At 37.2% G+C, this 22,506-nt stretch carries 16 protein-coding genes; 7 read left to right on the forward strand and 9 right to left on the reverse strand.

Annotated elements, in window-relative coordinates; genetic code table 11:
• Positions 1 to 40 precede the first annotated feature (40 nt).
• From RNZ47_RS04270 to panC, 6 genes are all read right to left on the reverse strand, one after another.
• Positions 41 to 4,309 (reverse strand): DUF8693 domain-containing protein, encoded by a 4,269-nt coding sequence (locus RNZ47_RS04270; RefSeq protein ID WP_311936903.1) that lies wholly within the window; start codon positions 4,307 to 4,309, stop codon positions 41 to 43.
• Positions 4,310 to 4,637: 328 nt separating this feature from the next.
• A complete protein-coding gene (gene radA / locus RNZ47_RS04275; RefSeq protein WP_311936905.1) occupies positions 4,638 to 5,996 on the reverse strand; it encodes a DNA repair protein RadA in 1,359 nt (452 codons plus the stop codon).
• Between the two features lie 91 nt (positions 5,997 to 6,087).
• The gene (locus tag RNZ47_RS04280) at positions 6,088 to 7,239 is read right to left on the reverse strand and encodes an alpha/beta hydrolase (RefSeq protein ID WP_311936907.1); all 1,152 of its coding nucleotides are present in this window, start codon (positions 7,237 to 7,239) and stop codon (positions 6,088 to 6,090) included.
• A gap of 91 nt (positions 7,240 to 7,330) precedes the next feature.
• The gene (locus tag RNZ47_RS04285) at positions 7,331 to 8,299 is read right to left on the reverse strand and encodes a lysylphosphatidylglycerol synthase transmembrane domain-containing protein (RefSeq protein ID WP_311936910.1); all 969 of its coding nucleotides are present in this window, start codon (positions 8,297 to 8,299) and stop codon (positions 7,331 to 7,333) included.
• A gap of 3 nt (positions 8,300 to 8,302) precedes the next feature.
• Positions 8,303 to 8,653, reverse strand: coding sequence for an aspartate 1-decarboxylase (gene panD, locus RNZ47_RS04290; RefSeq protein WP_072400238.1), 351 nt, complete (start codon positions 8,651 to 8,653; stop codon positions 8,303 to 8,305).
• Between the two features lie 13 nt (positions 8,654 to 8,666).
• A complete protein-coding gene (gene panC, locus RNZ47_RS04295; RefSeq protein WP_311936917.1) occupies positions 8,667 to 9,518 on the reverse strand; it encodes a pantoate--beta-alanine ligase in 852 nt (283 codons plus the stop codon).
• A 144-nt stretch (positions 9,519 to 9,662) separates the two neighbouring features.
• On the opposite strand from panC, the gene RNZ47_RS04300 reads away from it, so the two are divergent.
• The 7 genes from RNZ47_RS04300 to RNZ47_RS04330 all read left to right on the forward strand — a co-directional run bounded on the left by RNZ47_RS04300 (position 9,663) and on the right by RNZ47_RS04330 (position 20,859).
• Positions 9,663 to 10,472 carry a glycogen/starch synthase gene (locus RNZ47_RS04300; RefSeq protein WP_311936920.1) on the forward strand — a complete coding sequence of 270 codons (810 nt, stop codon included), beginning with the start codon at positions 9,663 to 9,665 and terminating at the stop codon, positions 10,470 to 10,472.
• Positions 10,473 to 10,530: 58 nt separating this feature from the next.
• The gene (bamH, locus tag RNZ47_RS04305; RefSeq protein WP_311936923.1) at positions 10,531 to 12,198 is read left to right on the forward strand and encodes a BamH family beta-barrel-assembly machinery protein; all 1,668 of its coding nucleotides are present in this window, start codon (positions 10,531 to 10,533) and stop codon (positions 12,196 to 12,198) included.
• A gap of 156 nt (positions 12,199 to 12,354) precedes the next feature.
• A complete protein-coding gene (glmS, locus tag RNZ47_RS04310) occupies positions 12,355 to 14,202 on the forward strand; it encodes a glutamine--fructose-6-phosphate transaminase (isomerizing) (protein WP_311936925.1) in 1,848 nt (615 codons plus the stop codon).
• Positions 14,203 to 14,417: 215 nt separating this feature from the next.
• A complete protein-coding gene (locus RNZ47_RS04315) occupies positions 14,418 to 17,204 on the forward strand; it encodes a TonB-dependent receptor (protein WP_311936927.1) in 2,787 nt (928 codons plus the stop codon).
• A 13-nt stretch (positions 17,205 to 17,217) separates the two neighbouring features.
• Complete coding sequence (locus tag RNZ47_RS04320; protein ID WP_311936929.1) at positions 17,218 to 18,810, forward strand: SGNH/GDSL hydrolase family protein; 1,593 nt, start codon at positions 17,218 to 17,220, stop codon at positions 18,808 to 18,810.
• A 178-nt stretch (positions 18,811 to 18,988) separates the two neighbouring features.
• Entirely contained in the window at positions 18,989 to 20,497 is a 1,509-nt protein-coding gene (atpD, locus tag RNZ47_RS04325) for a F0F1 ATP synthase subunit beta (protein WP_311936932.1), read from the forward strand.
• 68 nt (positions 20,498 to 20,565) lie between these two features.
• Entirely contained in the window at positions 20,566 to 20,859 is a 294-nt protein-coding gene (locus RNZ47_RS04330) for a F0F1 ATP synthase subunit delta/epsilon (RefSeq protein WP_311936934.1), read from the forward strand.
• A gap of 106 nt (positions 20,860 to 20,965) precedes the next feature.
• Here RNZ47_RS04330 and RNZ47_RS04335 read toward each other — a convergent pair whose 3' ends face one another.
• From RNZ47_RS04335 to RNZ47_RS04345, 3 genes are all read right to left on the reverse strand, one after another.
• A complete protein-coding gene (locus RNZ47_RS04335; RefSeq protein WP_311937492.1) occupies positions 20,966 to 21,406 on the reverse strand; it encodes a LexA family protein in 441 nt (146 codons plus the stop codon).
• Between the two features lie 352 nt (positions 21,407 to 21,758).
• Positions 21,759 to 22,313 (reverse strand): GNAT family N-acetyltransferase, encoded by a 555-nt coding sequence (locus RNZ47_RS04340; protein WP_311936936.1) that lies wholly within the window; start codon positions 22,311 to 22,313, stop codon positions 21,759 to 21,761.
• Positions 22,300 to 22,506: a helix-turn-helix domain-containing protein gene (locus RNZ47_RS04345; RefSeq protein WP_311936938.1), complete on the reverse strand. Its 207-nt coding sequence runs from the start codon at positions 22,504 to 22,506 to the stop codon at positions 22,300 to 22,302. The genes RNZ47_RS04340 and RNZ47_RS04345 overlap by 14 nt, the downstream gene beginning before the upstream one ends.

Consider the following 22,506-nt stretch of genomic DNA (forward strand, 5'->3'; position numbering starts at 1 on the left):
AACCTAGGTTTTGGCCCATTCATTTTTATTTACTTCAAAACTAGTGAAATATAATTTTTTTGGTAATTACCTGATGGTCCTCTGTTCTTAAACAAACTACATAGGTCCCTGTAGACAAATTAGCTAATTTAAGTCCGTTGTTTAAAGTGGTTTGAGAAACATTTTGAAGCTCGTAAACGGTTTGTCCTTTCATGTTAATTACAGCTAACCTAGTTACCGGAGCGCTCAGTTTTTTTGCAAACAGTGTATTTGTATTGTTTTGGTAGTACACAAAGTTCGCACTGTGTTTGTTTTCTTCAACGCTCAGGCTTTTTTGTTCGGATTGAAATACTATTTCAAATCTTTTATTGAATTTTCCTTGCTCCGATGTAAAGCTGTACGCTTTATTTTTGGTTAAATCGAAGTATGTGCCTGTTAAATTATCCCTGAGATAGATGTCTTGAGTGTCATCGATACCTTCGGTTTCCGTCATTTTAATTTCGAAGGTATTCGTGTCAGAAGATTTAAAGTTTAAGGCCACTATCTTATCGTCGGTAATGTCGCTATACGCTTGAATGTTCATGTTTTTACCTTCGAAGTCTAGATTCAAATCGTTGTTATTGGAATCTGTGCATTCAGCTTCATAGCCATAATCGAATCCATCCGTGGTGGTGTTGCTAAACCCTAAGAGCAATTCCCTTCTTGTTGCAGGACCCGATACCGCGTTTAGCTCCAAACGAATCTTTTTAAATTCATTTTGCTCATTGTTTTTTGCTGAAGCATCTTTGTTTTTCGTTTTGTCATTTCCATTTTTGAAAAACGAAGATCCGTTGTTATAAGTGCCATCGGCATCAGTTTCTTTTATAAATACACGCTGCGAGTTATTAAACTCCACATTGCCGTTTCCAACAATTTCGGTAATAAATCCTTGACCTACGGGCAAATACCTTGACGGTGTTAACGTGCCGTCTTGCGAACCATTAGTTGCGCCTTCAATACCTACAAATTGGTAGGCTCGAATTGATCCTGTTTTATTTACTTGAGCATAACCGCCTTCGTAATCCCTGAGCTGATGAGAATTGCCAGCCCATTGCTGCCATAGCTGCAAGGTGCCATCAATAACACCTGCATTGTCATCTATAAATTTATGGATATCCAATGCCGATGGATAAGGGTTTCCTAAAAGATATTCGGTTTTTGAGACCGATGGTTCCGAGCCTGCGCCTCCTTTATCGGTAACGTTTACTAAAATGGTACCGTTGTTTGGTTTTCCATCAAAAGTATATTGCTGTTCTAAGCCAGCATTTCCGGTGCCTTTTTGCGTATAGCCCACTCCTGGCTCAATGGGTGTATTAGTGTCTAAAACCGCCCAATCCCAATAAGTTAATCCGTTAATATAGGTATATAGCCAATAGGTGCTTATTTTACCAACCTCATGGTGACTGGACGTGAAAGAGAAGTTGATTCCCATTTCATCTTTTAGCGTGTTAAGGGTGTAAGCGCCGTTATTTGTATTGCTTGTGGTTGCATTATTATTGCTTAAGGTTGTTGCGCCTATGGCTCCCACCGGCGATGCCCAATAATTGTATCTGTACAAGCTGGATGTTCCTTCTTGCCTTCTTAAAATTTTACCAACGGCAGAGGTTACTAAATCGCTATGTTGGGTTTGAATTAATTGCGAGTCGCCTTCTAAATCAAGTGTTCCGTTTAACTCCAAATACCAGGAGTTTTGTACTAAATTATCACTTTGAACAGTTAATGAATACCCCGAATCAACAACGAGTCCAACTGTTTTTATAGTATGGCTAGCAGACACATCGCTACCTATTTTTACAATACTCCAATCTTTATTGTTTGCTGTATTTTCAATATCCCACACATCGCCATGCAACCATGTAGATTGAGATGTCCATGCACCATTAGACGCTGTTTGATAAGGTATGGGCGCCGTTTGGTCTTGTACGGAAGTGATATAGTTTAAATAAAGCTTTTCATTATTACTGGAATAATCCGAGGTTGTGCCCATTTTAATATCCGTCATTGGGTAATAGGCTATTAAGTTTGCCCAAGGTACTTTAGCTTCTGAAGTGGTGTCTTCAATATCTTTTTTCGCAATGACACCTTTTACATTATTGGTGACTGTATTTTTTTCAATTTCTTGATACACCATTTTTCTTACTTGCTCGCTTGTTAATGCTGTATTAAACACCCTCAATTCGTCAATATCACCTTTAAAGTATAGCTTGTTGCTTAGGTTACTTGAGAGTCTGCCAACTTCAAAATTTCCATTGGAATCGCTCGTAGTTTCAATGACTGCCCCCGTGCTTCCTACATTGCTAGAGCTTAATAATTCTCCATCTACATAAATGGTGATGGCGCCAGAAGTACTATTATAAATTCCTGTGATATGATGCCATTCATTAAAATTAATAGCGGTACAACTTACAGAGGCTTCTGAATTGCCTGCAGTTTTTACCGTAAATTTAGGTATGTTGCCGTTTTCGAGCCATAGTTTACAGCCCGTGTCTTCGCCTGCAATTACCATGTTGGTTGAATTGCCGGCATCAGACTTTACCCAAGCCATTATGGTAACCGTACCTAAACCATCTATAAAGGATGCTCTTGATAAATAGTCGTCAACCCCATCAAAATCTATAGAAGCTATAGCAGGCGGATTAGTGCTGAACATATCCCGATAATCTAAATCGCCACCGGAGTTTAAGTCGCCATCTGCATCCGGTAATATTGATAGATCGGTAGGGTCTTCTATGTCCTCATTTACATCCCAAATAGGGTCATCAATATTTGTTGTTTCAAAGGGGTTTATTAAGCCATCAGCATCTTTATCTTGATCGGTAGTTGGAATTGGCAAACCGTTTTCTGCTTCATCTAGTATGCCGTCATTATCAGAGTCTAAATCAATATAATCTGGAATCCCATCACCATCAGTGTCTTCAACCGTAATGCCTAAACCATAATTAACATCAATTCCCGTACTGGAATAGGTGCCACTTGGTGCCACATAGCCAATGGTAGGTTGTGCTTCTACATTATCTGGAATACCATCATTATCTGAATCGATATCTAAAAAATCATAAATTAAATATCGATTACCGGAACCATTAACATCGCCATCCGTATTAATAGGTGTCGTTCCTGTGCCAGCAGAACTCGGTATGCCATTTGTTGTTGGTGTTAACCCTATTGAGCCATCGGCAATACCGTCGTTGTTTAAATCGGTACCACCAGATTCCCTCACATCGGTAATGCCGTCGTTATCACTATCTAAGTCTAGGTGATTTGGAATTCCGTCAGAATCAGCATCCAAATTTGAACAAACACCATGAACATTTAAGGTGCAAAAATCTGGATCTTTATAATTTGGAATACCATCAGTATCGGCATCTGCTGAAGGGTCAATCCCTCCAGACTCGTCAGTATCTTTAATGCCATCGTTATCATCATCTAAATCGTCTACATCGCTATATCCATCTTCATCTTCGTCATCAAGGGTCAAAATAAATAGTTTCCCATCGGCATGATCATTTGTAGACGCTGTTAATTGCGCCTTGGTAATAATTGAACCATTCGGAGCAATATCATCTAGATAAAACAAGGCAATCCCAACTGTTCCGTTATTTTCAAGTACACGGTCGCTTAACCAATAATCCGAGCCCGAAGGAGGTGGGTTAACTGCTCCGGGTGTGCCCATATTGCCACTAGTTCCTGTGCCACCAAAACCCCATCTTGTTGAGGTTTGGTTAACAAAAGTTTCTCCTAAAGATTGTTCTGCACCGCCACCGGCCGGAATACCAAAAAGCTCTAAATGATAACAGTTGTTTGCATTTCGCTCTGTAACGGCAATAACACCGCTGGAGCTCGCAAAAATTCCCGTTCCATAGGTTAAGGTTTGTCTTTGCGCCGTTGTAGTTTGTTCGGTGGTGTAGTCATCACAAATATTGCGCCCGTTTCCATTGGCTTCAAAATAGTGGTTTAGATTTAAATCTTGAAATGAAGCAAGTGCGGACAAATTCCATGTTAAACTTGCACTCGTAGTTTCGGTGTATCCACCATTTAATCTAATGTTATTTGCTGAATGCCCATTAGGTCCTAATTGGGTCATTTGATAGCCCGTTGGCAATCCATAATTAAGATAAACGTTATTGTTTACCGTAACGCTTTTAATGGTAGCAGGGTCTGTTGAAGCGTTTTGAGTGTCACTCCACTGAAAACTAACACCTGTTTGAATGCTTGGTGCATTTGTTTGTCCATACCCTAGGGTTAAACTAATACATACCAATAGTAAGCTTAAAAGTAATTTTGTTTTCATAAATAATAGATTTGGGCAATGCAAAATTAATTTATAATCAAATGGTTATGTTTTTTATTCGTTAAAACTCTTAAAATTTCTGTTTAATGAAATCGATGAAATGCATTCAACTTCATTTTTTATTGGTTATCGCTTAAAATAAAACGTATTTGAACTACGGTGAGGGAAGAATAATTAACTTTTAAGCACCTATGTATTGGTACAAAATAATATTGCAATTATAGGAGAAAAAATCGATAAAAGCAATAAAAAAGTAGATGAAATACAAAATTATCAGATAAACGGTTATTTTTAGATGTGAATGATTTTTAACAAAATAGCTTTTTGGCTATAATAAAATATCAACTACATCTTCAATTTTGGAAATCAATTGAATTTTAATTTGGGTGTTTTTAAGTGAAATTTTATTGTATTTCGATACAAATATAGTTGAAAACCCAAGTTTTTCGGCCTCTAAAATACGCTGTTCCACACGTTGTACGGGCCTAATTTCTCCAGACAAACCAACCTCGGCTGCAAAGCAAAAATCTTTTTGTAAGGCTTCATCTTCATTTGATGATAAAATAGAAGCGACAACCGCCAAATCAATCGCGGGATCATCAACCGTAATGCCTCCGGTAATATTTAAAAACACATCTTTTGCACCAAGCCTGAAACCTGCACGTTTTTCCAAAACGGCCAACAACATATTTAGTCTTTTCGCATTAAAACCCGTGGCACTTCGCTGTGGTGTGCCGTAAACTGCGGTACTTACCAAGGCTTGCACTTCAATCATTAACGGACGCATACCTTCTAAAGTGGCGGCAATGGCGTTTCCGGAAAGTTCTTCGTCTTTTTTGGAGATTAAAATTTCGGATGGGTTGGAAACTTCGCGCAAACCAGAACCTTGCATTTCGTAAATACCCAATTCGTTTGTTGAGCCGAAGCGGTTTTTATTGGCGCGTAAAATTCTGAATACATGATTGCGGTCGCCTTCAAATTGTAAAACGGTATCGACCATGTGTTCCAATATTTTTGGGCCGGCAATATGGCCGTCTTTTGTGATATGACCAATCAACAAAACGGGCGTTGCGGTTTCTTTGGCAAATTTAATCAGTTCGGTTGTGCATTCTTTTATTTGCGAAATGCTTCCCGACGAGGATTCAATATAATCGCTATGTAAAGTCTGTATAGAGTCAATTATAACTATATCGGGCTCTAAAGCTTCTATTTGTTTGAAGATATTTTGAGTCTTCGTTTCGGTTAAAATGTAACAATTGTTGTTGTTCGGATTGATGCGTTCTGCACGCATTTTTATTTGTTTCTGGCTTTCTTCACCCGAAACATATAAGGTTTTATACGGTAATTTTAATGAAATTTGAAGCAACAATGTACTTTTCCCAATTCCGGGTTCGCCCCCTAAAAGGGTTAAAGATCCGGGAACAATACCGCCACCCAAAACACGATTGAATTCGGCATCAAAGGTATCGAGTCGTGCTTCTTTAGAGGTGTCTATTTCGTTAATCCGTAAGGGAACAGATGCCCGTTTTACAGTTGAGGTTGGCGATTTCCAATCGCTTTTTTCCGGTTTTTGAATAACTTCTTCAACAATAGTGTTCCAAGCTTTACAAGCTGTACATTGCCCTTGCCATTTTGCAAATTGATTGCCGCAGCTCTGACAAAAAAAAGTAGTTTTAACTTTAGCCATTGTTTAAGTTATTGGGTTGAAAAATTATGGAGTTATTAAAGGTTTTTGACTAAATAATAATTAACTAAATATCCAGTTCACATCTTGTTTTTTAGTAACCGAAATCTGCCTTAATTAAGTCTGCTTTTTCAATCATTAAATCTTTGGTAATGCCTGCAATTTCATCTAACATATAAGCCGATTGATAGGTGCGCATGGCTTTTTTGGGTTCACCGGTTTCTTCGTAAAAACGTGCCAAATAGTAATTTCCTAATAAAGTATCGGGATATTCTTTACGGGCCATTTTTCCTAAGGCTTCGTAATATTCAAAATTTTCATTCTTTTCTATGGCTGCAGAAATGGCTTTAAAGTCGTTAATAAGAATCTGTTTTTCAATTCCGAATAACTCATTAATCATTTTGTATTTTTCCTGGAGATACTCAACCGGGGAGCCGTCCAATTCCAATATAACTTCTTTGTATTCCTTTATGCTAATAGGCTGGAACACATAAAAAATACTTTCCATGGCTTTTGGCAAAGCGTGTGCCGGCACCGAGTAATGCGAACCGCTTTCAAAACTATCAAAATTATAAAAGATGTTTTTGGTTTCTAAAGCTGAAATATCGGTATTTAAAGCCTCGGTCATTTTTTTAATGGACTTCGAGTCGTTTTTGGTATTGGCCAAATAATAGAAAATTTTAGATTCTAATTTGCCCAATTGCTCTGGAATATAATCAAGCATATTTGGCGCTAATTCCGGACTGATAACCACATAGCCTTGAAACAACGGTTGCTGTTTCAGTAAAAAGTAATTAATAAAATTTGCAGTTTCTCCATGCCCAACGGCCACTCTAAAATTTTCGGTTCGGTATGTTTTTTCTATGTACGGAATGAGTTCTATGCCAACAAACTCGAAAAAAGCGGCACCGGTTTCTATGGGCAACGAGTTTTGCTCGGAATACATACAGTCGTCAAATCGTTTTTCGAGTTGATTGATGCCAACCACAATAGCTTCGGGCATGTCCTCCCAATACGAGTAATAATCAACGTTTCCTGCCACGGCTTCAAATAAATAATCGCCATCTAAAACAATAAACAGCGGATATTTTTTGTCCTCGTTGGAATTATAACCTCTTGGTAGTTGAATTTTCAGTTCTCGGGTTTCTCCTAATTTTGAAGACTCAAAGGTTTCGTATTTTACTTGGGCATCAATAGTATTTGTAATGCAGAATAATGCTAATAAAAAAATGATTGGTTGTTTCATTTCAAATGATTTGAGATTTAATAGGGGCAAGGTATGAAATATGTTAAAACTAAAAAAAAAGTGTTTAAACAGGTTTTAAAAGACTGAAATGTTATTTTTTGTTTAACGATTTCTTTCTGTTGTAAATAGGTAGATAAATTAAGGATAGGCCGCCAAAAACAATAATCATAAGGGTTTGGGATGCCCACATAATCCAACCGAATGCGATACTTGGCTCTTCGGCAATGCCAAAAATTGAAAACGCCGCGTAAATAGCCAACGGGTACGAACCAATGCCGCCATTGGTTGCCGCAATACTAAAACTTGCCGCTATAAAACCAATTAATATGGCCGCAAGAGGAATGTTACTGGTTTCTTCGAGTGCAAAAGAAGTAACGTAAAACATCAGCACGTACATGCCCCAAATAAATAAGGTGTGAAAAATAAAGGCCCACTTTTTTTCCATTTTAAAAATGCTTAGCGCACCTTCAATTAGTCCGTTTACAAAGGCTTTGATTTTCAATGCGATTTTAGAGTTGCTTCTTTTTATATATCTAAAAAATACAAGCATTAAAACAATAAGCCCAATGAATGCAATGGCAATTTTAATGGGATCGAATTTTTCGATTAAAAAATTATAGATAAAATCGAATTCAAGAAAAAGCGTTAGGGTAATAATGCCCAACATGACAATCATATCAGCAATACGTTCGGCGACTATGGTGCCAAAACCTTTTTCGAAAGGCACCCCTTCGTAATTTGTGAGTAGAGATGCTCTGGCGACTTCGCCGGCTCTGGGAATGGTATAATTAATTAAATAGGTAACAAAAACCGCCATAATGCTATTGCCCAATTTAATATTGTAGCCCATAGGCTCTAATTGAAAACGCCAACGGTAAGCGCGCGACAAATGACTTAAAAGCCCTAAAAACATGCCCAAAACTATCCAAGTATAATCGGCATTTTTGGCGTATACCAATAATTCCTCAACCGAAACTTTAGACAGCGCAAACCAGACCAAAAAAACTCCCAATAATAATGGGAGTGCTGTTTTTAGTATGTTTTTTGTCTTTTGATTCAAAGTTTATTTTAACAAGTTTGTGGCTTCGTCTGGAAACACAAGCGATGGTTTAAACACTTTTGCTTTTTCAATATCCATAAAGGCATAAGTGATTAAAATAAGGGTGTCGCCAACCGATACTTTTCTAGCGGCCGCTCCGTTTAAAGTAATTTCGCCACTATTACGCGGACCGGGAATACAATAGGTTTCCAAGCGCTCGCCATTGTCGTTATTTACAATTTGGACTTTTTCGCCCTGTATAATGTTGGCGGCATCCATTAAGTCTTCGTCAATAGTGATACTGCCTATATAGTTGAGTTCTGCACCCGTGCATTTAACTCTGTGGATTTTAGATTTTACTACTTGAATTTGCATGCGGCAAAGATAATTAATTTAATGCGATATTATCTATAAGTCTAATATCATCTGCATATACCGCTATAAACGCTCTATATGCTTTTTGGTTTGATTTTCTTTTTACTGGTTTTAAGGTTTTGGTGTCTGCAATAATAAAATACTCTAGTTTTAATAAATCGTGTTTAGCAAACTCTTTTTCAACCCATTCCGTTATTTTATTAGCACTTTTTGTGCCAAATTTTTCTTTGGCAGTTTTTAAGGTTTTATAGATAAAAGGCGCAGCTTTTTTATATTCGGGTTTTAGTCGGGTGTTGCGCGAACTCATGGCTAACCCGTTGGCTTCCCTATGGATGGGGCAACCAATAATTTTAACAGGGATATGATGCTTTTCAACCAGTTTTTTGATGATGGCCAATTGCTGAAAATCTTTTTCTCCAAAATAAGCCCGATGCGGTTTTACAATCTCGAAAAAGCGTTTTACAACGGTGCCAACGCCGTCAAAATGACCGGTTCTGAATTTACCTTCCATTTCAAACTCCAAACCATCAAAATCGAATTTGTTCGATATGGTATGGCCTTCGTAAATATCATCAACGGTTGGCGCATAAACTAAAATCTTGTTTTCCGACACGGTTTTTAACAAGGCCACATCGCCCTCTAAGGTTCTTGGATATTTTACTAAATCGTCGTTATTATCAAACTGCGTGGGATTCACAAAAATACTTACCACTACGGTATCGTTCTCATTTAAAGCTTTTTTAACCAAGGCCAAATGCCCGTGGTGTAATGCACCCATGGTTGGCACCAAACCTACCGTAAGCTGTTTTGCTTTTAATTTATCAATTGCTGCTGCAATTAGCACTTTTTGTGAAAAAACCTTCATTATTTAATAAAAAATTAACGCTTGCAAACTTAATATTTTACTGCCAATTCGCATAAAATTTTGTACTTTTGCGTGTTTTTTATTTTGAATTCTCAAAAAGCTATTCAATTACATAGCTATAAAAAGACAGCAAAAAACTAACATATGAAAGATAAGAGGATATTATACGTATCATCTGAAGTAGTGCCTTATTTACCTGAGACGGAAATTTCGTCCATGTCTTTTGAAGCGCCAAGATTGGTAAATCAACAAGGGGGGCAAATAAGAATTTTTATGCCTCGATACGGCAATATTAATGAGAGAAGGCATCAATTGCACGAAGTTATAAGACTATCAGGAATCAACTTGGTTATTAACGATTTGGATATGCCACTTATTATTAAAGTAGCTTCAATTCCCAAAGAGCGTATTCAAGTTTATTTTATCGATAACGACGAATATTTTAAGCGTAAAGCCACACTTACCGATGAAAATGGTGATTTGTTTTCCGATAACGACGAACGCGCTATTTTCTTTGCAAAAGGTGTTATTGAGACGGTTAAAAAACTAAACTGGTCGCCCGATGTTATCCATGTTCACGGTTGGTTAGCGTCGTTACTACCTCTTTATTTAAAGCAATATTACAAAGACGAGCCTTTATTTAACGAAAGTAAAATTGTTACCTCGGTGTACAATCAAAGTTTTGATGGCGCGTTAAACAAAGACATGATTAATAAAATTAAGTTTGATAATATTGATGAAGAGGCTATTAAAATGCTTAAAGATCCATCATACAACAACTTAATGAAGGTCGCTATTGATAATTCCGATGCATTGATTATAGGGTCTGAAAATATACCTAAAGATTTAAATACGTATTTAGAAGCATCGGACAAACCTATTTTAGAATTCAAAAGTAAAGATGAATTTGGCGAAGCTTATACAGAGTTTTTTAATACGAAAGTTTGTATTTAATCTGGATATCATCTAAAAAAAACATGAAAGCCCATTTTGGCATTTTGTAAACAAGCACATGAAAAACATATTTAAAGCCCTTAAATTTTCCAGTATATTTCTATTAGTTATGGCATTGTTTATTGCCTGCGATAAAGATTTTAATACTATTGAAAGTGATGTTTTAGGAAAAGACAACGCTAATTTCAACACCAATAATTTAAATCTCCAGATTTTAGCTTACAATAAAAAACTGGATTCTTTACAAATAAACAACTTGTCATCAAACTTGTTTGGTGTTTTTAATGATCCTGCCTACGGTTTAACTACGGCGAGCATTATAACCCAAGTAACGCCATCTGTTTCCAATCCTAATTTTGGCGACAATCCAGCAATAGATTCTGTTGTTTTAAAAGTGCCTTATTTTAGTAAAGTAAGTGCCGATTCGCCAGACGAAAATGGAAACGAAGTGTACACCATTAAAGACTCTTTATATGGTGGTGCGCCAATAAAATTAACCGTTTACAGGAACAATTATTTTTTAAGGGATTTCAATCCAAATTCAGGATTTAACGAAACCCAAAGGTATTTTTCCAATGCAAGTAGCACCATGAATTCGGCTCTTGACGGCAATGGTGTTATAAATTTTGAAGACCATAAAACCGATGTCATTTACGAACAAGATCAATATGTTCCGAGTAGCCAAACCATTGTTTTAAAAACAACTGAAGGCGATCAAGATGTCTTTGATAGACAAACTCCTGCTTTAAGAGTGCATTTAGATAAAGATTATTGGAAAACAACAATTATTGATAAACAAGACGACCCGGTTTTAAGTAATGCGAATAATTTTAAAGATTACTTTAGAGGCCTGTACTTTAAAGCGGAAGCTATTAACGGTAGTGGTAACATGGTGTTTTTTAATATGGCAAACGCCAATATTGTAATCTATTATTCAAAAGATTCTACAATTGATGGCGACCGATTACAAGATACTTTTACCATAAACCTTACCGGTATTAGACTGAACACTTTTGTAAATGATTTCAACATTGCTTTGGCTAATGGAAACAAAATCGATGGCGACGAAAGGTTGTATTTAAAAGGAACAGAAGGTTCTATGGCCGTTGTTGATTTATTTAATGGTATGGTAGATTGCGATGGCACAACTGAAACAGCTTTGGATTGCTTTAAAAAAACCTATAGGAAATTGGATGAAAACGGCAATTATTTGCCAAAGGTAAATGGTAATTATCCGTTAAAAAAAATAATCAATGAAGCGCATTTGGTTATTTATGAAGACGAAACCATGCCGAATGGCGGGAACCCTGATTATCATAAATACGATAGAATTTACGCTTACGATATAAAAAACAATGCGCCAACCATTGATTATGTGTTCGACCCGACTGAAGACACTTCAGATCCGGCAAACTCTAAAATTATTAACCTGGGGCAACGCATAACTGATGATAATGGTGTTTCAAAATACAAAATACGCCTTACCGAGCATCTTAATAATATTCTACTAAAAGATTCAACTAACACGAAGCTAGGGCTAACGTTATCTACAAATGTTAATTTAACAAGCCTTTCTAAAATTTTAGAAAGTGCAGATGAAGTAACTGAGGTTCCATCAACTGTTTTGTTAGCGCCTAGAGGTACTATTTTATACGGGAATCATCAAAACGTACCGGAAAACAGAAAAATAAAACTTGAAATATTTTTTACAGAACCTAATTTATAAATTCATTTTATAAATCCTTATTTTATATAGAAACACATAATTTTTTAAGTTTCGATGGATTTTATCGTAAAAAATATCAACTTCATGTACTATTTTAGCATTTGTTGATATTTTTTTTACATATTTGCTCCACGTTAATTAAAACCCAAATTACTTATGTGTGGAATTGTTGGATATATAGGACATCGAGAAGCTTACCCTATTATTATTGAAGGGCTTAAACGCTTAGAGTACCGTGGCTACGATAGCGCCGGTATTGCTTTGTTTGATGGCACCGACCTTAAAATTTCGAAAACCAAGGGAAAAGTATCGGACTTAGAAGAACGATCGGAAAAAGAAATTACCAAAAACGGTAGTTTAGGTATTGGTCATACCAGATGGGCAACCCATGGTGTACCTAACGATGTAAACTCACATCCCCACGCTTCAAATTCAGGCGAATTGGCCATCATTCACAATGGTATCATTGAGAATTATGATGCGCTAAAAAAAGAGTTGATTTCCAGAGGTTACACCTTTCAATCAGATACAGATACCGAAGTCTTAATTAATTTAATTGAAGACGTAAAAAAGAACGAAAACGTAAAGCTTGGTAAAGCCGTACAAATTGCATTAAATCAGGTAATAGGCGCTTATGCCATTGCTGTTTTCGATAAAACCAAACCCGGTGAGGTGGTTATTGCCCGTTTAGGAAGCCCGTTGGCCGTGGGTATTGGCGAAGATGAGTTTTTTATTGCAAGTGATGCTTCGCCTTTTTTAGAATACACTAAAAATGCTATTTATTTAGAAGATGAAGAAATGGCAATTATTAGATTGGGGAAGGGCATAAAAGTTAGAAAAATAAAAGACGATTCGTTAGTGGTTCCCTATGTACAAGAGCTTCAAATGAATCTTGAGCAAATAGAAAAAGGCGGTTACGAGCATTTTATGCTTAAGGAAATACACGAACAACCTCGAGCCATTAGAGATACGTATAGAGGCAGGTTATTAAGAGACGAGGCTATTATAAAAATGGCCGGTGTTGAAGATAACATGAAAAAGTTTTTAAATGCCAATCGTATTATTATTGTGGCCTGCGGTACGTCGTGGCACGCGGGTTTAGTGGCCGAATATATTTTTGAAGAATTTTCTAGAATCCCTGTTGAAGTTGAATACGCTTCAGAATTCCGTTATAGAAACCCCGTAATAACAGAGAATGATGTGGTTATTGCCATTTCGCAATCTGGTGAAACTGCCGATACGTTGGCAGCCATAAAACTTGCAAAATCCAAAGGAGCTTTTGTTTTTGGGGTTTGTAATGTGGTAGGTTCGTCTATTGCCAGAGAAACCCATGCGGGTGCTTATACACACGCAGGACCGGAAATTGGCGTGGCTTCAACCAAAGCATTTACAACACAAATTACCGTTTTAACCTTAATAGCATTACGTTTGGCTAGAGCCAAAGGCACGATGTCAAGTTCAACTTTTAGAATGTATTTACAAGAATTGGAATTGATTCCGCAAAAAGTAGAGCAATTATTAAAGGTAGACGAACACGTAAAAGACATTGCCAGACAATATTTGCTATCAACCAATTGTTTGTATTTAGGTAGAGGCTATAATTTTCCCGTAGCGTTGGAAGGCGCTTTAAAACTCAAGGAAATCTCCTATATTCATGCTGAAGGCTATCCTGCAGCAGAAATGAAACACGGCCCTATTGCCTTAATTGACGATAGGATGCCAGTTATTGTTATTGCAACAAGTAAGGGGCATTACGAAAAAGTAGTGAGTAATATTCAGGAAATAAAATCAAGAAAAGGTAAAATCATTGCGGTTGTAACCGAAGGAGACACTGCGGTAAAGGAAATTGCCGATCATGTTATTGAGATTCCAGATTGCGAGGAAGCTTTTTCACCTTTATTAACTACTATACCATTACAACTTTTATCGTATCACATAGCTGTAATGCGCAATTGTAATGTAGACCAGCCACGTAACTTAGCAAAATCTGTTACGGTAGAGTAAAAATGCTTCTCGTGCAAATTATTAATTTATAAATTGCACGAGAGATGTTCTCTTTCATTCTCAAATAAACACCCAATTTTTAACATAATATTCAAAAATTTAAAGTGATTTTTGTTAAAAACTACTATGCGCGCATAATTTTTTTATGTTTTTATATTGTAATAATGTTATATATATTTATATTGCTAAACAATAAATTAAACTAACTCTTATACATGAAAACTATTCTCCCCTTTTTACTGTTGTTGTTTTGTGGATTGACTTATTCTCAAACAACATCAATTTCTGGAACAGTCGTTGATGACAGCGGCCAACCACTTCCAGGAGCAAACATTATTGTTACAGGTACTTCCACAGGGACGGTAACAGATTTTGATGGCGCTTTCAACTTAAGTGCCGGCCAAAATCCGCCTTTTTCTGTGCAAGCTAGTATGATTGGTTTTGAAACCGTTACTATCGAAGTGACCACAAACAATCAAGTACTTAACTTTGTTCTTAACGAAGGTACAGCATTAGATGAAGTTGTAATTTCGGCATCCAGAACACCTGAGCGAATTTTCGAATCGCCCGTAACTGTTGAGCGTTTCGGATTGAAGGAAATTAAGAATACCGCTTCCGCGGATTTTTATGATGGACTTGAAAACCTAAAAGGCGTTGATGTGAACACCAACAGTTTAACGTTTAAATCGGTTAACACAAGAGGTTTTGCAACATTTGCCAACAACCGTTTTATGCAATTGGTTGATGGTATGGACAACTCAACTCCAGCCTTAAACTTCCCTATAGGAAATTTAGTGGGTATGACGGAGACCGATGTTTTAAGTGTGGAGTTGCTTCCAGGTGCATCATCGGCATTATACGGTGCAAATGCCTTTAACGGTATTTTGTTTATGCGAAGTAAAAATCCTTTTGACCATGCAGGTATAAGCACTTCATTTAAAAAAGGAATCACCTCTCAAGAAGCGGCAGGAGATAACGAATATACCGATTTAAGTATTCGTGCTGCACATAAGTTTAGCAACAAATTTGCTGCTAAAGTTAATTTTGGATACTTAAAAGGAACGGATTGGGCAGCAAATAGTTTAGAAGATAAAGATTCTCAAGGTGGGACAAGGGCTTCCAATTTAAGTTATAACGGTGTCAACGTATATGGTGATGATTTTAAAAGAAACATCCATAGTGTCGCGATAACCATGGAAGGCTTAGGTTTATTGCCGGCTGGTGCAAGTGCACTAGTGCCATCGGAAGAAGTAAGTAGAATTGGGTATAATGAAAGTGATTTAACCGATTATAACGCTGAAAGTGTTAAAGCGGACTGGGGTTTATATTTTAGACCTTGGGAGGATGATTTTGAAATTCAGTATGTTGGAAAGGTAGGAACAGGTACAACAATTTACCAAGGATTAAACAGATATAATATTGATGGTTTTTTCCAACAGCAACATAAGCTAGAAGTTAAAAATGACCATTTCTTTTTAAGAGGCTATGTGGTTTCTGATAAAGCTGGTGATTCGTACGATATGACGGTAACAGGTATCCAGATTTTAAATGAATGGAAAGACCATGTTACCTATTTCGGTGAATATACAGGAGCATATGTTCAAGCAACCCTTGGAGGGGCAACTAACGACCAAGCTCATTTAGCAGCAAGAGCACAAGCTGAATCTGGTCGTTTTGAACCTGGAACTCCACAATATAAAGCGGCATTTAATAGAAGTATCAATGACCCTAACTTAATAACGGGTTCTAAATTTCAAGATGCTTCAAAATATTACCACGCTGATGGAAACTATAATTTAAGCCATTTAATTGACTTTGCTGAAATTCAAGTTGGTGGTTCTTACAGAAGCTACAGTTTAAACTCTGGGGGTACGATCTATACTGATGCCGCTGGTCCAATAGACTACTCGGAATTTGGTGTTTATACTCAAATTCAAAAGAGCTTCGAACTAAATGAGTCTTTAGAGCTTAAACTAACGGGATCTGCTCGTTATGATAAATCTGAATTTTTTGACGGGTTTGTTTCACCAAGAATATCAGCAGGTTTAACTATAAATAGAAACCATAATATTAGAACATCTGTGCAAACAGGATTTAGAAACCCAACAACTCAAGATTTATTTATTGGATTAGATTCTGGCCAAGGCTTTTTAGTAGGTTCAGCTCCTTCAAATTTAGAACGATGGTCAAGGCCTTTAGATGTTAGTGGTCAAGGTCAATTGTTAGGGCAACCAGCAACTATTACACAAACAGGAGCCGCTCCATATACCAATTCATATACAGCGAGTTCATTAGAGGCATTTGGAGCTACAGGTGATCCTACATTATTACAGGTAGCAAATCCAGATTTAATAAAACCTGAAAAAGTAACGTCTGCAGAAGCAGGGTATAGAGGTAAACTTGATAAGTTTATTGTAGATTTTAGTATGTACTACAATAGTTATGAAGATTTTATTTCTCAACAACGCGTTGCTTCTCCTTATTACGGGGTTGCCGGAGATGGCGGATTATCGGTAGCGGCTATAGCTAATGGAGATTTTCAAGGTTACAGTGCATACACAAATTCTGAAGCAAAGGTTAACTCTTACGGAGCTTCCATTGGTTTATCTACAAAAGTATTTGGGAATTTTGATATAAGTGGTAGTTATACTTATGCTAAATTGGATTTTGATCAAGAGAAGTATCCTAATTTCGCTACCAATTTCAACACGCCAGAACATAAGTTCAAAGCGTCTTTTGGAAATACGGAATTGTTTAAAAACTTTGGATTCAACATAGCTTATAGATTTAGTGATGATTATTTCTGGGAAGCCACTTTTGGTAATGGTTTAGTGCCAGAATTTCACGTAGTTGATGCTCAAATCAATCTTAAAGTTCCAAGCTTTAAATCTACTTTTAAAGCGGGGGCAACAAACCTTTTGGGTGACGAATACTATACGGCATTTGGAACCGGAAATATAGGGTCGATGTATTATCTATCATGGACAATTAACAACTTATAAAATGAAAACTATTATGAATACTAAATATATATGGCTATTAATAATCCTAATTGGGTTTTCAGCATGTAACGAACCTGAAGATGTTCTTAAAGGAACCAGTGAAGAACCAGAAGTTGTTGTAGAATTGCCAGCACTTACAGCTGGATCAGCAGATTTTTCAAATTATGTGGCTATAGGAGCTTCATTTACCGCTGGCTTTACAGATAGTGCCTTATTTAAGGCGTCTCAAGAAAACTCATTTCCCAATATTTTAGCTCAACAATTTTCAAATATAGGAGGAGGCGCTTTTACGCAACCCCTAATGAATGACAATATTGGTGGAATTGCTGTTGGAGGGGTTCAACTCCCTGGGTCATCAGTTGGTCCAAGATTAGTTTTTGGTGGCGCCGGTCCGGTTCCCTTATCCTCTGTAATAGGTCCAGTGACCTCTACCACAGACTTATTGGTTAATAATCCAACGGGTCCTTTTAATAATATGGGAGTTCCAGGTGCTAAAAGTTTTCATTTATTATTTGATGGCTACGGAAACCTTGGAAACCTAAATTTAGGGTTGGCTAATCCGTATTTTATAAGAATGGCATCAAGTCCAACGGCCACTATATTAGGTGATGCGATGGCACAAAACCCAACATTTTTTACCTTATCAGAAATTGGTGGTAACGATGTATTGGGCTATGCAACTTCTGGTGGCGATGGTTCAAATACCATTACGCCTTCAGCTGGTCCTCCTGGAGTTGGTTTCGATCAAACATTCGGGTTTCTAGTATCAACCTTAACCTCTGGTGGAGCCAAAGGCATTGTTACTAACGTTCCTTATGTTACCGATTTACCTCATTTTACAACCGTACCAAATAATGCGTTGGAGATAGATGCTGCAACAGCAGGCCAATTAACTGGCTTTTTTCAAGCAGTTGCAGGAATATTTACTCAAGTATTAATTGCACAAATGGTACCACCAGCACAGGCACAGGCTATTGCTAGCCAATACGCCATACCTTTCAGTGAAGGGAAAAACAGGTGGATTATAGACGTACCTGTTACACAAACAAACCCATTAGGGTTTAGACAAATGACTGAAGATGAATTGCTCGTTTTAACTATAGATCAAGATGCATTGGCTCAAGGTTATGGGTCTGTTGCTTTATCAAATGAAGTGCTTCAAGTATTGGGCTTGTTACAAGCTGGCGGTACACCAACGCCACAACAGGGTGCTTTAGTTATTGGCGCTGTTAACGGTATTGATGACGGAGATGCTTTGGATAGTGACGAACTTGCCGAAATAAAAAACGCCACTGATGCTTATAATGCAACAATAGCTGCGATTGCAAATGCCAATGAAAATGTTGCTTTGGTTGATTTAAATAGTATTTTAGGTGAAGCTTCAACAACTGGTATTTCGTCTGGTGATTTTACTTTAACTACCAATTTAGTAACTGGTGGTGCTGTGGGGCTGGACGGTATTCACTTAACAGCAAGGGGATATGCGGTAATGGCAAATGAGATTTTAAAAGTTATTGATGCTGCATTTGGATCAAATTTTGAAGCTTCAGGAAACTTGGTAAATGCTGGCGATTATCCAACTAATTACCATCCAACACTTCAATAAATATTAAAAATAATACATTCTTAAAACACCTTCTTCTCGAACTTCGGAATGAAGGTGTTTTTTTATGTAAAAAAGCTTCAAAAACGACTTTCATTCTAAATTAAAAAATATATCTTTGCACGCGAAAACTCAGAGTGTTTTCATAGAATTAAAACGCATAATATTAAACACATAAGTAATGTCTAAAGTTACAGGTAAAGTTGCACAGATAGTAGGTCCAGTTATCGATGTTGAATTCGGAGCTGGTGCTGAACTTCCAAAAATTTATGATTCATTAGAAATTAAAAAAACCGACGGTTCTATTTTAGTACTAGAAGTACAGTCTCACATCGGAGAAGATACGGTGCGTACTATTGCTATGGATTCTTCGGATGGGTTGAGTAGAGGAACAGAGGTTACTGCTACTGGCGCACCTATTCAAATGCCAATTGGCGATGATGTTTATGGCCGTTTATTTAATGTAATTGGAGATGCTATTGATGGCCTTGGAGATTTGCCTAAAGCTGGAGAAGCTGGTTTGCCAATCCACAGAGAGGCACCAAAATTTGAAGATTTATCAACATCTACCGAAGTTTTATTTACAGGTATTAAAGTAATCGATTTAATTGAGCCTTATGCAAAAGGTGGTAAAATTGGTTTATTTGGTGGTGCCGGAGTAGGTAAAACGGTATTGATTCAGGAGTTGATTAACAATATTGCAAAAGGACACGGTGGACTTTCAGTATTCGCAGGAGTTGGTGAAAGAACTCGTGAAGGGAATGATTTACTTCGTGAAATGTTAGAATCAGGAATTATCCGTTATGGTGACGATTTTATGCATTCTATGGAAGAAGGCGGATGGGATTTATCTAAAGTTGATAAATCTAAAATGAAAGAATCAAAAGCAACTTTCGTATTCGGGCAAATGAATGAGCCTCCTGGAGCACGTGCTCGTGTGGCACTTTCAGGATTAACCATTGCTGAGTATTTCCGTGATGGGGCTGGCGAAGGCCAGGGGAAAGACGTACTTTTCTTCGTAGATAACATTTTCCGTTTTACACAAGCTGGTTCTGAGGTATCTGCATTATTAGGTCGTATGCCTTCTGCGGTAGGTTACCAACCAACATTAGCAACCGAAATGGGTGCGATGCAAGAGCGTATTACTTCAACAAAAAGAGGATCTATTACATCGGTACAAGCGGTTTACGTACCTGCGGATGATTTAACCGATCCTGCACCTGCAACAACTTTTGCCCACTTAGATGCAACAACCGTACTATCTCGTAAAATTGCTGAGCTAGGAATTTATCCTGCGGTAGATCCATTGGATTCTACTTCAAGAATTCTTACGGCCGATATTTTAGGAAAAGAGCATTACGATTGTGCACAACGTGTAAAAGAGTTATTGCAACGTTATAAAGAATTACAAGATATTATTGCCATTCTTGGTATGGAAGAATTGTCTGAAGAAGATAAAATGGCTGTAGGTAGAGCAAGGCGTGTACAACGTTTCTTATCGCAACCGTTCCACGTAGCAGAACAGTTTACCGGTATTCCTGGAGTATTGGTTGATATTAAAGAAACCATTAAAGGATTTAACATGATTATGGATGGTGAATTAGACCACTTACCAGAAGCAGCGTTTAACCTTAAAGGAACTATTGAAGAAGCTATTGAAGCTGGTGAGAAAATGTTAGCTGAAGCGTAAAATTTAGTCCACAGTCCACAGTCCGCAGAGACTGAAGACTGAAGACTGCAAACTGAAGACTTAAAAAGATGTATTTAGAAATTGTATCACCCGAAGCCACTTTATTTAGTAGTGAAGTTGATTCTGTAGTTGTTCCTGGGATAAATGGTGAGTTTGAAATGCTAAAAGACCACGCGCCTATAGTCTCTTTGTTAAAAGAAGGTACTATTAAAATTAAAACCCATACACAAAGTCATTTGGTATTTGATGAGCTTCACGCCGAGGTAACGCCTCATAATGACGACCAAAAGGTACTGACTTTAAAGATAAAATCCGGTACTTTGGAGATGAAGGATAATAAAGTGATTGTATTGGCAGATTAATTACAAAACACATATTTTATAAAAAAACGCTTCAGAATTTCTGAAGCGTTTTTTGTTTCCTGTCTGTTCGGGTGATTTCAAACGTGTTTGAAATAGTATCGAGAACTTATACCTTTTTGATGACATTGGTAACAATGCCCCAAATAATGAAATTATTATCACTTGTGATTTTTATAATGGGGTAGTTAGGGTTTTCGGGCTGTAACCAAACACCTTCTGCATTAACTTTTAAACGTTTTACGGTAAACTCGCCATCGAGAAAGCATACCGCTATTTTGTTATGCGTAGGCTCTAAGCTTCTGTCTATAACCAGTAAATCGTTATCGTCCAGTCCGGCCCCTATCATAGATTGCCCGCGTACCCGAGCAAAAAAAGTGGCTTCTTTATTTTTTACGAGTTCCCGGTCTAAGGATAGACGCTGTTCTTTAACATCTTCGGTTGGCGATGGAAAACCTGCTGAAATGCCGGTATCGAAAAAATGTGCTCCAGAATTGTTATGGGCTTTTGGCGCAAATAAGGTTAGTGTGTTGGATTTGTGAAGCTGCATTTGTTTATCTGTTTTTTTAATTGACACGTTGGTTTGCGTTAGGGATTGATGCGGCATCCTTTTGCTTTTTCGCAAAAGATATAGCGGAAAGCCCGACCACTTGCCCTGAGCGCAGTCGAAGGGTTGTGGTAACGCCCAAATAAAAATTATTTATTTTGTTTAAATTTAGTTTTTATTTATAAGATATTGACCTTTTAGTGGGCTTTATTTTACAACCAATGTTATTGGAAAGGATAGCGACTGGTTTTCCTTGTAAATTAGGCATAAAAACGCGTTGGTAAGAAGCATAGAAATTATTACAATTTACGAGTGTAAACATTGTTTTAAAGATAAGCGAAATAGTGTTGGGTTTTTAAGTGTTTAAACTAATAATTTCCCAAAACTGACCGTTGGATGTGTAGTTTTTTAACACCTTAAAGCCAATGGCTTTATGGGCATAAGATGAGCGTTTGTTTTTAATGTCTACTTCGGTAATAATGGCGTCGAACTTGTGTTTTAACTCTTGCGCCATATATTGATATAACCCTCTAAAAACCCCTTGGCCTCTTGCTTCTTTATCGACGCACACTTGCCCCATTACCATATAATTTAATGGAGGGTTTTGTTCGTTGATAGCTTTGTCTATTTCGGTAAACATGGGTATGAGGACCGGAATTTGGTCTCTAAATTCCCTTACCATTGAAAGGGCGTAGCCCACCACTTTAGCGTTATATTTTGCAATGAAATGTGGACAGGCATCGTTCATTTTTTTTAGTAGTTCAAAATCGTGTTTTACAGTTAAAAAGCCCTCTTTTTCTTTACTATCTTTAGAAATGGCATCGTATAGATTCTTTTTTTGAAGATTTAAAATTTGATGTAAGTCTTCAGCAGTTGATGCTCTATGGTATGTTATGTCAGTCTTCAACATATTCTAAAATATCACTAGGTTGACAATCGAGTGCTTTACAAATGGCTTCGAGTGTGGAAAATCTAACAGCTTTGGCTTTACCGGATTTTAATATCGATAAGTTTGCCGTGGTAATACCAATAATTTCCGCCAGCTCCTTGCTTTTCATTTTTCGTTTTTCGAGCATGATGTCGAGATTTACTATTATTGGCAT

The sequence above is a fragment of the Hwangdonia seohaensis genome (assembly GCF_031932625.1).
In the GTDB taxonomy this organism is placed as follows: Bacteria; Bacteroidota; Bacteroidia; order Flavobacteriales; family Flavobacteriaceae; genus Hwangdonia; species Hwangdonia seohaensis.

Bases quoted from the DNA above. Each gene is read 5' to 3' on its own strand.
- RNZ47_RS04270 (WP_311936903.1), bottom strand. From the start codon at position 4,309: ATGAAAACAAAATTACTTTTAAGCTTACTATTGGTATGTATTAGTTTA.
- radA (WP_311936905.1), bottom strand. From the start codon at position 5,996: ATGGCTAAAGTTAAAACTACTTTTTTTTGTCAGAGCTGCGGCAATCAA.
- RNZ47_RS04280 (WP_311936907.1), bottom strand. From the start codon at position 7,239: ATGAAACAACCAATCATTTTTTTATTAGCATTATTCTGCATTACAAAT.
- panD (WP_072400238.1), bottom strand. From the start codon at position 8,653: ATGCAAATTCAAGTAGTAAAATCTAAAATCCACAGAGTTAAATGCACG.
- panC (WP_311936917.1), bottom strand. From the start codon at position 9,518: ATGAAGGTTTTTTCACAAAAAGTGCTAATTGCAGCAGCAATTGATAAA.
- RNZ47_RS04300 (WP_311936920.1), top strand. From the start codon at position 9,663: ATGAAAGATAAGAGGATATTATACGTATCATCTGAAGTAGTGCCTTAT.
- bamH (WP_311936923.1), top strand. From the start codon at position 10,531: ATGAAAAACATATTTAAAGCCCTTAAATTTTCCAGTATATTTCTATTA.
- glmS (WP_311936925.1), top strand. From the start codon at position 12,355: ATGTGTGGAATTGTTGGATATATAGGACATCGAGAAGCTTACCCTATT.
- RNZ47_RS04315 (WP_311936927.1), top strand. From the start codon at position 14,418: ATGAAAACTATTCTCCCCTTTTTACTGTTGTTGTTTTGTGGATTGACT.
- RNZ47_RS04320 (WP_311936929.1), top strand. From the start codon at position 17,218: ATGAATACTAAATATATATGGCTATTAATAATCCTAATTGGGTTTTCA.
- atpD (WP_311936932.1), top strand. From the start codon at position 18,989: ATGTCTAAAGTTACAGGTAAAGTTGCACAGATAGTAGGTCCAGTTATC.
- RNZ47_RS04330 (WP_311936934.1), top strand. From the start codon at position 20,566: ATGTATTTAGAAATTGTATCACCCGAAGCCACTTTATTTAGTAGTGAA.
- RNZ47_RS04335 (WP_311937492.1), bottom strand. From the start codon at position 21,406: ATGCAGCTTCACAAATCCAACACACTAACCTTATTTGCGCCAAAAGCC.
- RNZ47_RS04340 (WP_311936936.1), bottom strand. From the start codon at position 22,313: ATGTTGAAGACTGACATAACATACCATAGAGCATCAACTGCTGAAGAC.
- RNZ47_RS04345 (WP_311936938.1), bottom strand. From the start codon at position 22,506: ATGCCAATAATAGTAAATCTCGACATCATGCTCGAAAAACGAAAAATG.